Origin of the sequence: Spirosoma spitsbergense DSM 19989 (assembly GCF_000374085.1) — a bacterium.
Taxonomy (GTDB): domain Bacteria; phylum Bacteroidota; class Bacteroidia; order Cytophagales; family Spirosomataceae; genus Spirosoma; species Spirosoma spitsbergense.
In genome coordinates this window covers 1-12,301 of record NZ_KB893434.1, presented here as the reverse complement: position 1 = coordinate 12,301, position 12,301 = coordinate 1, and the positions used below count along the sequence as shown (strand labels likewise).

The window sequence follows — 12,301 nt, the reverse complement described above, 5'->3', positions numbered from 1 at the left end:
TTAAGAAAGTGCGCAGGAAAGTTTCTTTCTGGCGGCCATAGAGGGCAATTTCTTCACAGTCATCGGCTCCACAAATGACCGCTAACAAGGTGATTACCAAAATATCAAGTAACAGATGACGTTTACGTCGATTTAATCGAAAGTCCGGTACGTCGGCAAAGAAAGTAGTCCAATCCATGCCACAAAGATCGGTACGGCACGGAAAAGCTCCATTTTAATGCGTTTAACCTGATCAGTATCCATCGACTCACTGACTAGCGGATCGACTAACCAACGGATTGATTCATGAACTCACCGACTGACTAACGGATCGACTGTCCGACCAGTTTTTCCACCTGGCTTTTAACCGATCCCAGGCAATGATATAAACGTCTTTATCGAACAGGCGAGAGTCGTGACGGGCACGCTGCATGATTAACAGACCAAGGGGAAACAGAACGATGTTGGCCAGCCAGGCCCCAATGGGCACCCAGATCAATCCGTCTTTGGCGTATTTGTCACCGGCAATGGTTAACACATACAGAAATATAAAGAATACAATAGCGATCAGAACCGGAACGCCAAAACCACCTTTTTTGATGATGGCACCCATGGATGCGCCAATCAAAAACATCACAAAAATCGAAAACGCCTGCGTGAATTTATGGTGGCTTTCCAGTTGATAGCGCCAGACATTCTTTTCTTTCTCGGTCAGGTACGTTACGTTCGACGTAGCGTAGGTCAGAATATTCTGAGCCTGGCTCAAAGCCGACTGCGCCAGATCAGGCACGGCAACGGCTCGCTTTTTCAGGAGTGAGTCCACCCATTTCCCATCCTTTATCGCCTTTTGTTTCGTAACGGCATCAGCCTTGAACTGGTAATTATAGTACTGGCGGGACGTATTGGCTACGCTCATGCTGGTATTGGTATACTCTTTCCGGAGCGAATCGGTTAAGGCCGACAGTTCGCTCAGGTTTTTCATATACTCGTGGTATTCGAACTGGTTTTCATCGGTGCGCTTGATACCAAACGATTCCAGGCTAATAACCAACCGGTAATCTTTGAAGCCATTCCGCATAAACTGCCCCCCTTTAGCCGGTGTACCGGCACTACTATAACTTATGGGGCTGTTGTCTGAATACTCCTGATAATCGTTCCCGTTGAAAAGCTGAAAAACAAGGTATGACCGGTCTTTATCCGTATACATCCGACCTGAATCGGCCAGAATAATTTCGCGATTCCCCGATTCGATGCCGTTTGTTGGATGCTTGTAGATAACCAGTCCTTTGAGTAAATCCCCCGTCTTGCTGTTTTCAGCCGCTTTCACTTTTTGATCTACCTTGATACTATAGCCCGGCAAATCGTTGTAAAATATACCTTCTTTCAGGTTAAGCGTAGCTTTAGCCGTTTTTATGTCATACAGCAGGCTATATCCCTTAAGATTAGCCCAGGGAGCAACCGAATTATTGAACCAGAAGGAAAATCCGCTGATGCCAACGGCTACGATAAGCAACGGGCGCATAGCCCTGGTGAGCGAGATACCGGCACTTTTCAGGGCAGTCAGTTCAAAAAACTCACCCAGATTCCCGAATGTCATCAGGGATGATAGCAGGACGGCCAGCGGAAGAGCCGTTGGTATAGTGAGCAGGGCAAAGTAAAACAACAGTCGGCCGAAGGTGGCCAAATCGAGGTCTTTAGAAACGAAATCGTCAATATAGAACATCAGTAGTCGCATCAGGAAAATAAAGATGACGACACCGAGGGTCAAAAAAAACGGCCCCCAAAACGAGCCGAGTACTAATTTATCTATCTTTTTCATTCGATTGTATAATGTACCACCGGTATGGCCTGAACGCAGCGTGCAGGAGTATCATTTATACAACATAAACTGCATTACTCCTTGTTCATTATACGTACGAGGCCGTCCGTACGGTTCATTAACAAAATTTAACTACCAACAATTTCTTTCAGTTTATCCATCATCCCATCCCACAGGTCTTTTAGTTCTTCTTCATCGGTGGTATTGGAGTAATCAGTAATACGTAAAAACGTCGATTGTGTCAGTTCGCTCTGATCGACCCGAAAATCAACGTAGTTATTATCCGAACCATCTTCATCCGTTTCCAGAAACTCAAAACGAACGCCCTTGTTCTGCCGCATGGACACCTGCCGGGCAATGTGACTTTCGTTGTCCCACTGAAAATCGAGCCGCTGTTCGGGCATGGTGTTCACCTTGCTGGCAAACCACTGCGACAGTCCCGATGCGGTACTGATATAAGGAAAGAGCATTTTAGGAGATGCCCGGAGTTCGTATTCGGTAATGAATTTAAATTTCTCCATAATTTATCACGTATCAGACTACAGAAAAGGGTCATTAGCAAAGGTAAACGAATTTTTTTGCGAAAGTCAATGGCTTTTTTTGCCTTAGACTGAATTTTTCTTACTTTTGTGGCACCAAGCCCGGCGGGGTAGCTCAGATGGTTAGAGCGTAGGATTCATAACCCTAAGGTCGGCAGTTCGATCCTGCTCCCCGCTACAAGTACGATACCACGTACAAAGCCCTTTACAATAGCTGTAGAGGGCTTTTTTGTGCCATACAGGGTGTTTTATGGAGAATTCAGATAGTGCAACTCTGTAAACATAGGGCTTTTGTATCTCTATACAATACCCCGGATTCATCGCTTTTCAGCCCACTTGTCGTACCCGTCGTTGCATATAGCGTTGCATATAGCTACTAATCTCCTAAACATACCTCTACCCAGTCTATTATCAGTCTACATACGTCTGCTTGATTGTACGGGTCTTTAGTTTAGAACGCTTCCGATACTTATCGCTGAACTCCATCTCTTCCGTATACAAATCTTTACGGTTCTTGAGGCTTGCATGGGTAGTCCAGACGACCTTTACATTGACCTGGTAAGCGTTATTCCTACCCACCTTGATAACCCTGATCGCTTTACGTTCTATCAGTTATAGCGCACACGAAACAATGATAGGCATCTGCTAGCGGGTAGGTGACTGCATACAGGCGAATCTAACCCACCATTCACGTTCTTGCTTTACACACCACACCTATACTATCTATTTTTCTCCGTTGAGCTGCCAATAAGCCCCCATACAAACCCATAGCTGAATGTGCGTTATTTTGACAAATAGGCGTCCTAGAATGTATTGTGGTTGACAATAAAAAGGCTGAAGAGGGAGATTAGAGGGGCAATTTTCACTAATCCTGCTACTAGTCAGGCAGGATTGCGTGTTATAAAGTCCTGTATACCGGCGATCAATAGTTTAACCTGGTCAGTCATATAATCAGAGTAGTTTCCGTGAGCAGCCTTATTACGTAGGTCAAGCCAGGCAGTGACATTCTTCTGATCTAGTATTGTATAGATGGTTGCCTTCGCCAGTTCCTGATTAATACGTTCCGCTTTGAGAGGTTTATCGTCTGTCTCTATTGGTATGCTGTTCTTCACTGCCAGTTTCCTCAGATGGCTTTCAAGGGTAGAGCCGACGATCACCGCAGCCGCATCTTTGTAGCCGTTACTCAGCAGGTGAAACGCCATCTCGATAAAATCGGCAAAAACCTCTGCATGAACGATTTCAGTCAGCGATTGCAAATAACCTGCGCTTAGGTCTTCACGCAACGCCTTCACGATTCCAAAAACTAAATCAAAATGATCACTTGAGCTCCATTCTTCAAGCACTCGATTTACTTCCGCACTGTACGATGAGGAATGACCCGAAAGTCTGTGTACAGCAGCTATTGCCCTTGAGAGTAGTACTTGTTGTTCGTGCTCCGACGTGCCTTTCTTGTAGCCTTTTATCTTGATATCTGCATACGCAGTAAGTAAAACATCTAACTGCTGTACAAATAAATCAGTCTTCATCTTTCGTCTGTTACTTAATACTGGTTCACTGTCGCCAAAATTCTATAAAAAATTCGCGCGCTCATACTACCCTTGATCAACTCCCCGGTTAACTTTCCAAGTCGACATACCCCCGCCACCATCTATTTCCGTTCTAATCACAATTACGTTTATTTAGTGTACATTCCGATCCTAATTAACTATTCACACTATGAGCGCTTTAGCAGTTGTTGCCGGTATCATTGCGATTGGGATAGTCAAACTACTGGGCGGTGATAAGAGTAAAGATAGCGGGAAGCTCATGGCAGGTGTCTTTATTGCCGTTCTAGTACTGTTTACGCTGTTGTTATTGAGTTTCAGGGATGAAGATTTGTAACGAATAATTACCCCCTCTTGTGCAGGCATTATCACCTTCCATCAAGACCCTAACCGTGCTCCGGGCGTCATAGTCGCCCGTCGCTCTCTGCGACTTTCACACAGCCGCAAGATAGCCTATTGTTATCCCGGCTCAGTACGTAAACTCTTTAGCACATGAGTACCATCGCAGCCAAATCAAACCAGGGTTCGTTTTCAGGTAGTAACAATGCTCAAGCCATAATATCCAGTGACAAGGCTTTTAGCCAGGAAGATCGTCAGAGAAGACAAGCCGCCGTACGCAGGTACAATAGACGAATAGCGAGTGTCAATCTGTATTTATCCAAAGCAGTACAGTTATAACGTTACCATACCACCGCGCAGGAAGTACCGGCGTGGATTTTAACAGCTTCCTGCCATATTATCGTAGGCGGGTAAACCAGTTCCATATTATGAGTACATCAAACAGTGCAACCGTCACCATTGAGCCTGGCGAGTCTATCATGTTCTGTCGCCTACTAAATGACTGTGAGAACAAAGAAGTGAAAGCCAAAATTGAGAAGCAGCTAGTACGACTGAAACGTCGGGTTAGATGACCGAAACCGGTATACGATAGTGACCGGAATACACCGTCCAAAGAACCCGCTATGTGGTATCTTTGGACGGTTTGAACAGTTCCATCACATCATCCTTCTAAACGTTACATGCTATGAGTGAAAAGATAAATAACTACGTACGGGCTAATCTCTTAAAGCTAATTATCATCCTACTCCTGGTTTTCTCCCTTTATAGGCAATCCGTCATAAGGGATGAGGTCGACAGCCTAACTTCTACATGCTACGACATCGCAGATGATGTAGAAAAGATCAAGGACAAGCTCAATATTTACTAATCGATACTACTGAACTGACGAGTCATTTGTTAAAATAACAACAGCCAGGTACGTGTTACGTATATACACCAAGTAACCGGGTAACGACCGTACGATTTGCATAATCAGTATGTATCTATGTCGGCGAAAATATTGTGAATCAGGCTACTATTTCGTAATTTTACACTGCGCGCAGTACCTGTTAAATGCCTTTGAGTACTCCTTCCTAATTGCTTATATAAGTCCGATTCCATAGCCTGATTTCAGACACCCCCTATTGGTAGCTAACCGGTTCTGCGCGCAAAACAGACTCATGGCGGCTCCGATAGGGGTTTTGTTTTGTACTGCTTCTAGTGCCAAATACATCCGTCGTGTTTCTGTCCACACCCTTGACAAAACATTCGGATGTCACAAGACAATAACACAGTTGCCCCCGAACCGATACTGCTTACGTATCAATTCGACTCAGAATCACCCCCTATCCAGTATTTCAAGCTTTCACTGAATCACTTCGACGGTAGCTTATGGCAGCCAGAGGGTACGGTGTCGATAAAAGACGACATCTTATTGTCACCAGATGAGTACCTGTCGCTGGATACAAACCTATCAGGCTTAGACCTCTACAGAAAGGACACCACGGTTCTTAACTTCCAGGTTGGTAAGGGTAAGACGCGGTTGATACATGATTGTATGTTGCGTTATCTCGCTAATCCGGATATGTACGTAATATTCTATGTTGCCCCCCTCAAACGCCTATTAGATCAGAATAAATCAGAAATCGAAAAGTTATCGCTGAAGGAGGGAAAACAGGTTAGCATTTGGGACTGTACTTCTAAGCCCAAGCCGCCTGAAAGATATCACATACCGGATAACGGATTATCCGCTAATATCTACCTGATGACGCCCGAGTTCCTAATGGGTAGCGGGGGCAGAGCTTATCAGCCCCAGTCACAGGCTCGCACCGACTTTAAAAAGGCGCTCTTAAATCACATCAAAAAGCAGGATAAAACGATTGTTCTATTTCTGGATGAAGCCCATGAGAAAGTTAGTATGTATAGCACTACCCGGTTTGCACACCTTTATGCGATCACTCCGGAATTAGTATCTAAAATCTTTGTCGCCAGTGCGACATTTACCCGTGAATCAGTTGAGGTTGTCAAAGCCGTTTCGATGCTCACCAAGCGAAGGGTTACTGTATTTCAGGGTGATCGTGTAAAGGCATCAAAACAAGCCGATCTCCATTTGCATATCTGTACAGAGAACTACAAGCACAACAGCTTGGGAAGCCTAGAAAGCGAGTTGAATCGGGTATTACAAGATAGTGTAAAGGACAGAGGTAGGGTGCATATCCTGACCGCTCATAAAGAGATGGCTAAATCCCTTAAAAACACAACAGGTAAGCTTTCAAATGTGATGAGTGCTATGAATCCCCAGTTAATGACTGGAGATGATAAAAGGAATTTCGATGAATCGAGAAACTCAATTGGCACAACATTTACAACCGGCATCAATATAACTGAGGCTGCGAGTACGCTAGTAGTCATCCTACCCGGCACAATTCATCCACGCCAAAGCGGTACAAATGTAGATATTACCACTTATGGTATATTTAACAGTGGGTACATTGCGCTGATACAGTCGGTTGCACGGTTACGCAATGGCGGAGAGGTACACGTTTTTATGCGATCATTTGACAATTACATACTTTCAGAACAGCAACGGGTAAATAGCCGAGCAGAATACCTGATAGGGCAATCCCATAAACCACACTCTGTACAGGCAGAGCCTGAGCAGAAATTATTTACTCGCTTTAAGAAGGTACATAACGACGAGATAAAGACCTATGAAAAATTTGAGAGAGGTATAAAGGGAAGTAATGATAGCACTTACGTGGCTCATAAAGAGTATTTCGGCACCCCGCCGAAGCTGTACGACTTTATTCTATCAGATTACGCTAACTATCGTATGGCAAATTCCTACATCGAGGGGAAGCTGCTTTCGCCGTTATTGCTTTGGCTGGCGTTGAACAATCAGTTTACAAACTGTACGCTAAAAACAGCAACTATTGAGCCTTATAAGTCAGACAGTACTACTAAAAAACAACGCCTACAAAATATGTTTGAGCAGTCGTTGAAAGAAGCCGGTCTTGAAGAATGTTTATCACGTACGCCCACTAAGCGGTTACTATTGATTTCGGTGCTGTTAATAAACAGTAAGGAGGCATTACCTCCACTGCTTGAGCCATTTCAGGAATTTAGCAATGCTATGAATACTTGCCGTGATGAGCTTAAGAGCGGGGCTATAAAGAACAATAATGGTTCTTACATCCCGGAAGTGGTCCATCCACAGTTAACGGACTTCTCTTGGCAGGCATTAATAAAGGCTATAGAGGTCATACGGCAGCATGAATTTACCCAAAATGGTCTAATAGCTCTGCCCATGCAACATACTACCTCACCTGTACCCACTGAAAAAATAGCCGAAAGTTTGCTCATAAAGGAATTTGCTGATGGGGCAATGATAATGACGGGAAGAGAATTTATTCGTGGCAGAAAGTACAGGAAGCTGTATGCTACAATGTCGAGTACTGATTGATTTCTGCACCGCTTTTATTTTCACCCTTAATAAGGAATATAAAAAACGGTGCAGAAATTACTAATGATTACGCCCTATGACGTATGCGGCTTCGCCGGGGCTTGGAGGCTGTTAACCTATCGATCATTGCCGCACTGCCCAATGATCGTAACAAAGCATCGTAGCCACCTATTCGCATAGCTCCCGGTGCTGCCGTTCATCGGGCGTTGAGTAAGTAAACGGAGCGAGGAGAGCCGTAGCGCATTGCGAAGCAATAAGCGGCAACGGCGGCACCTCCGAGCGGGTATCATTGTGCCTGCCCGGTCCTAGTATTATTAGGCATACATCAAGTTATATACGAAAATCACTTACTGCCGTTGTCTAAAGTGTAATAAAATGACAGCGGTCCAGAGGGATCAAATTCTGGACGCCGGAGTTTTATGTTAATAATTCGATCTTTTGTATACATTTTCCACTCAGTAGATGATACAGTTACAGTTTTTTCATTATTAATTTTAACCATCATATTCATAGCATATGAATTATCTGGTATTACTGAATAAGCGAAACATTTTCCATTCTCTAAACTAAATATCCACGTAAATAGACCGTCGTTTCCATATACTAACTTGGTACCATTGTCTAAAACTTCTGTTGTAAATTTAGCAGCACCCCCAGTTTCGTTTCTAATTTCAACCTCAGTAAGCCCGATAAAACCAGCAGATTTTTGGGCTACGCAAGTCGAGTATCCAAGAGAAAATATTAATTCACATACCATTAATATTTTGATTAATTTTTTCATACGAAACGTGGAAAGGAGATGACTTGGAGGATAAGTGATTCAGATTGTTTATTTATGGTATGGGTTTCCAAATATAGAAGTTTCATGCTATAATTATATTATCAGTTGTAGAAGCATAGATACTCGGTAGTTGTCACTCCTGACTGTTATCACTAAATGAAGATTTCAGGTAAGCGTGGCAGGTCTTCTTTACTCACCTCAACGATACCCAGGCTCCTCAGGTACTTCGTTGTTACGTCAGGCGTGGCGTGTCCCATAAGCCCCTGTAGTAGCCTTATATCCTGACGATCGGTAAAGCTGTAAATAGCGGCACTATGCCGAAAGCTGTACAGGGTCTGGGCAGGCAGGATAATCTTACTGGTTAACATCAACCTCTTATGTCGGCTCCAGGCTGTTGTAAAATAATCAGCGTTTAATGGCTTGGCTGTTCCGGTGAATATAAAGGCATCTGGTGCCATCTTCTCCACTCCTCTGCTTAATAGTATATCCCTGACAAAATCGGGTACTGGTACGCGCCGGATACGCCCTGATTTATTAGCACTGCCAGCTAGTAGGATGTGGTTCAGGTCATCATCGAAATTACGTCGACGCAGCAGCCGTATTTCCCGGTGAGGTCGTAACATCGTTCCATAGACCATCATGGCACACAGGAATAGGTTATCGTTATGGAGCCTCAGGTGATCAAGGACCGTAGTAAGCTGTTTAGGTGTGTAGGCTTGATTGAGTACTTCCGTTACTTTCATCGTAGGCGTAAACGCTACTGGGTTCTGCTCTGACTTCAATAACAGGGAGAAGAGTGCCGACAGATTACGGCGCTTGTTCATGTAGTAACGGGCGGAAGATCGGTAGTTATCCAGAAACGTCGACAGGTATTCACTGTCAAGCCTTCCAATAGTTAACCCGGATGATTTGACGTCAGCGGACAGGTAAGCCGATAACTCATCCGTTATACGGGTCATATCTCTCATATAGGATGAGGACCAGCCCCGGCTATGAAAGGTAACCTTTACTTCCTGCAACAAGTTGGTTATGGATGGAAGAGACTCCTTTGCTTCCTTACGGATGACCGTACCGGGACACCAACCAACCTGTAAGGCTTTGTATGTTGCTTCGAGCAGTCGTTGAAGTTCCCGCTGTTTATCGGTGAGGGACTTCTTACGGTTAGGGAAACAGGTAATGCCTAGGGGTTTACCATTGTAGAGCCGAAAGGGCTTACCGTCATAGATGAACTTAACAAAGCATCGCTGGCTGGGGTCTGAGGATAAAAATTGTGTTGGGGTGCTAAACATGGTACAACAGGCTAAGAGTTTCACATAGCGTTGCACTTTACCATATTACCTCACAAACACCTGACTATCAGGTTAGAGCGTAGGATTCATAACCCTAAGGTCGGCAGTTCGATCCTGCTCCCCGCTACACTTTAAAGCTCAACTGTCTACTAACTAGACAGTTGAGCTTTTCTTTATTAGGGACAGGACGAATTCGGGGCCGAAATGGGAAATAAAAGTTAAATTCTGACTAATTGACGTGAGTACGGGATTAGTAACTGATGTTACGCCACCCCCATTTCTGGATGTTGGCTAAGTTGATTTTTCAAAACAGTCAGCTCTGCAAAAGCCGCTTGCATGGCTTTCAGATACAACCGGCCTTTCAAGGCAAAATGATTGGTATGTTGGCTCAGCCGCAGACGCTCTAACTTAACATAGGCGCAAATGCTGGCAAACAAATGGTTGGCCTGAGTGCGGTGGGTGCGCGTAGGTGACTTTTCCAGCGACGCATTCTGTTTGAGCGATTTATGATACTCCTCGATGCCCCACCGTTTTTGGTAGGTTGTCAGGAGTTGTTGGTAAGTCATTGTCACATCAGTAGTGAGCAACAGGAGTTCACCGACTGACCCGCCGGGCGGCCCCGCATCCTTGTTGGGGAGAATGTCGCCACAGATCGCAACAGGCGCTTGCACGGAGCGAATGAAGGCAGTCAACACGGTGCCTGGTTGAAGCTTTAAGCTACTGATTTTGAAAAACTTACCATTAGCCCGGTCGTGTTTGGAAAGAGCCACTTCGAGGTTGGACTTGACAGCCCCTAAGTAATGATGTTGCAAGCCCAATACCAAGTTGATGTTATCCGAATTGGTATACCAGGAGTCAGCCAGCACATAGCGAAAGGGAACCGCGTTCTGATGAGCCTGACGCACCATATCCTGAAACATTTGGTGCTTCGTACGATCAGATCGCCAGACCACTTTGCGGGTCTTCAACTCGCACTGCTGGGCTTTGATGACTGGCTCGAAACTCAGCGGACACTGGCCTTTACTGGTTTGGTAGAGCAAACTGACAAAGTTGATGCCCCGCACATACTGCCCACTGGTGTGGTCATAGTGGGTGGTTACCAAGCCGTTTTCGTCGCTGTGGGGCTTGTGGGCAATGCTGTCATCTGTTAACAGAACCCCGTCAGATGCTTGAATTTGGCGGATTAGGGGTTTGACGTGTTGCCATAGGGTGCGGCTATTACCATCAAGTCGGTTGAGCAAATCAGTGACCGCATCATGTCCAACGGCTCCGTCGGTTAGCCGAGAGAGACCCGTAGCAGTGGTCTGGCCAAAGCTACTGAGCAGGTAGTCGGTATAAAGGTCAAGTGTTGTTTGCATACTCAAATTTAAACCAGCCGATCGAAGGGGGGCGTAACATCAGTTATAGACTTTACGCTGACGTATCAGAATTAAAGATAGAACTATACCAAGAAAGCTGATTTTGGTACTGGTCCCACCAACTAGCCGCAAATGATAGCTGGTCTTTTACTTGATCAAAACCGCTCGCAAAGTGCTTCACTAACTCATCGAGTTGTTTGACAAATTGATGCTGGTTAACCCAACGTTTACTGCTTTTCCAGAGCTTCTCAATCGGGTTCAACCGCGGTGGCGGACCACTCAGGGCTGTAAGGCGGAATCCAAACAAAGAAAATACGCCGTTCCCAACCCCACGTTTCTAATGCCTTGTGAGTCGAAGCGTTATCCCAAAACACCACTAACGCATCACAATCTGTCTGGGCCGCTTTCACCGCCAAAAGAGCGGTTTTGATGCTCTCCATTTTTCCATTGCTCAATGCTGTCAGATAACTACAGGCATTAATGCCGTAAAATCCAAAGAAACTCTGACTACCCCGGTCAGTATTCACCACCCGACTCAAGCCCGGCTCGAAGGCCCAAAACCGCGTGTTATTACTGTGTAATTGAGCCGCCGTTTCATCAGCAAAACCCCACCCTACTCGCTCTAAATTATAACCCATCGCTTGCAAAGCGTCAAAGGTGGCCTCAATCCGGTCGGCTAACTGCTCCGGCGCATCGTCTGACCGACGATAATCACGCGGACGCGGTTTGTAAAAGTACATCCCTTCCCGTTGGCGCAATAGCTGGCACCAATGGCTGGAGCAGTAGCGAATCCCGCCCATTTCGACAAAGATTCCTGCTAACTCCTCTGCCGTCCAATGTTGCACAGGTTGCCTTTGGAGATGGCTACGCCAAGCCTCCCAAACTGATTCTTCAACCTGTAGACTGGCCCCACCCCCTTTCCCTCGCCGGCTGATCAACTCTTTTTTTTTAGGTCTTTTTGCTGCTGATTCCAGCGGTTCAACCATTTGTAAAGGGTAGAAAGGGGCAAGCCTGTTTGGGTGGCTACGGCTTCCATATTTCCCTTCTGTTGGTGGATCATTCGAAGTACCAACGCCTTCAAGTCGGGGCTGTAATCGACGGTCTCGTCCAGTACTTCATCTAGCAGTTCAGCGTCATCTACCCGCATAGGTCAACGTTCGTTTTAGCTTTTTTCAAGATAGCGATTCTAATTCGTTGTCGAAAACTCTATA

11 protein-coding genes and 1 tRNA gene are annotated in these 12,301 nt (G+C 45.3%); 3 read left to right on the top strand and 9 right to left on the bottom strand.

What is annotated here, in order from left to right:
- From B157_RS40405 to B157_RS0107145, 3 genes are all read right to left on the bottom strand, one after another.
- The coding region (locus B157_RS40405; protein ID WP_169521684.1) for a transposase family protein at nt 1-178 on the bottom strand (178 nt) is incomplete at its 3' end.
- Nucleotides 179-283: 105 nt separating this feature from the next.
- Entirely contained in the window at nt 284-1,798 is a 1,515-nt protein-coding gene (locus B157_RS0107150; protein WP_020602677.1) for an LptF/LptG family permease, read from the bottom strand.
- A gap of 128 nt (nt 1,799-1,926) precedes the next feature.
- Nucleotides 1,927-2,319: an START-like domain-containing protein gene (locus tag B157_RS0107145; protein WP_020602676.1), complete on the bottom strand. Its 393-nt coding sequence runs from the start codon at nt 2,317-2,319 to the stop codon at nt 1,927-1,929.
- 122 nt (nt 2,320-2,441) lie between these two features.
- On the opposite strand from B157_RS0107145, the gene B157_RS0107140 reads away from it, so the two are divergent.
- Nucleotides 2,442-2,515: transfer RNA gene (locus tag B157_RS0107140), tRNA-Met, on the top strand.
- A 703-nt stretch (nt 2,516-3,218) separates the two neighbouring features.
- Here B157_RS0107140 and B157_RS34655 read toward each other — a convergent pair.
- Nucleotides 3,219-3,863, bottom strand: a complete 645-nt coding sequence (locus tag B157_RS34655) for a hypothetical protein (protein ID WP_020602675.1) — start codon at nt 3,861-3,863, stop codon at nt 3,219-3,221.
- A gap of 190 nt (nt 3,864-4,053) precedes the next feature.
- On the opposite strand from B157_RS34655, the gene B157_RS38085 reads away from it, so the two are divergent.
- Nucleotides 4,054-4,218 (top strand): hypothetical protein, encoded by a 165-nt coding sequence (locus B157_RS38085; protein WP_020602674.1) that lies wholly within the window; start codon nt 4,054-4,056, stop codon nt 4,216-4,218.
- A gap of 1,254 nt (nt 4,219-5,472) precedes the next feature.
- Complete coding sequence (locus tag B157_RS0107120) at nt 5,473-7,662, top strand: DEAD/DEAH box helicase family protein (protein ID WP_020602672.1); 2,190 nt, start codon at nt 5,473-5,475, stop codon at nt 7,660-7,662.
- A gap of 343 nt (nt 7,663-8,005) precedes the next feature.
- On the opposite strand, the gene B157_RS0107115 is transcribed toward B157_RS0107120, so the two are convergent.
- The 5 genes from B157_RS0107115 to B157_RS0107095 form a co-directional block, all read right to left on the bottom strand.
- Nucleotides 8,006-8,443, bottom strand: a complete 438-nt coding sequence (locus B157_RS0107115) for a hypothetical protein (RefSeq protein ID WP_157618330.1) — start codon at nt 8,441-8,443, stop codon at nt 8,006-8,008.
- Nucleotides 8,444-8,595: 152 nt separating this feature from the next.
- A complete protein-coding gene (locus tag B157_RS0107110; protein ID WP_020602670.1) occupies nt 8,596-9,732 on the bottom strand; it encodes a tyrosine-type recombinase/integrase in 1,137 nt (378 codons plus the stop codon).
- A gap of 263 nt (nt 9,733-9,995) precedes the next feature.
- Nucleotides 9,996-11,090 (bottom strand): IS701 family transposase, encoded by a 1,095-nt coding sequence (locus B157_RS0107105; protein WP_020602669.1) that lies wholly within the window; start codon nt 11,088-11,090, stop codon nt 9,996-9,998.
- Between the two features lie 248 nt (nt 11,091-11,338).
- Nucleotides 11,339-11,935 carry a transposase gene (locus B157_RS0107100; RefSeq protein ID WP_169521675.1) on the bottom strand — a complete coding sequence of 199 codons (597 nt, stop codon included), beginning with the start codon at nt 11,933-11,935 and terminating at the stop codon, nt 11,339-11,341.
- Between the two features lie 89 nt (nt 11,936-12,024).
- Complete coding sequence (locus B157_RS0107095; RefSeq protein ID WP_020602315.1) at nt 12,025-12,237, bottom strand: helix-turn-helix domain-containing protein; 213 nt, start codon at nt 12,235-12,237, stop codon at nt 12,025-12,027.
- Nucleotides 12,238-12,301 lie beyond the last annotated feature (64 nt).

Coding starts and splice junctions, on each gene's coding strand:
- B157_RS0107150 (WP_020602677.1), bottom strand. CDS start 1,798: ATGAAAAAGATAGATAAATTAGTACTCGGCTCGTTTTGGGGGCCGTTT.
- B157_RS0107145 (WP_020602676.1), bottom strand. CDS start 2,319: ATGGAGAAATTTAAATTCATTACCGAATACGAACTCCGGGCATCTCCT.
- B157_RS34655 (WP_020602675.1), bottom strand. CDS start 3,863: ATGAAGACTGATTTATTTGTACAGCAGTTAGATGTTTTACTTACTGCG.
- B157_RS38085 (WP_020602674.1), top strand. CDS start 4,054: ATGAGCGCTTTAGCAGTTGTTGCCGGTATCATTGCGATTGGGATAGTC.
- B157_RS0107120 (WP_020602672.1), top strand. CDS start 5,473: ATGTCACAAGACAATAACACAGTTGCCCCCGAACCGATACTGCTTACG.
- B157_RS0107115 (WP_157618330.1), bottom strand. CDS start 8,443: ATGAAAAAATTAATCAAAATATTAATGGTATGTGAATTAATATTTTCT.
- B157_RS0107110 (WP_020602670.1), bottom strand. CDS start 9,732: ATGTTTAGCACCCCAACACAATTTTTATCCTCAGACCCCAGCCAGCGA.
- B157_RS0107105 (WP_020602669.1), bottom strand. CDS start 11,090: ATGCAAACAACACTTGACCTTTATACCGACTACCTGCTCAGTAGCTTT.
- B157_RS0107095 (WP_020602315.1), bottom strand. CDS start 12,237: ATGCGGGTAGATGACGCTGAACTGCTAGATGAAGTACTGGACGAGACC.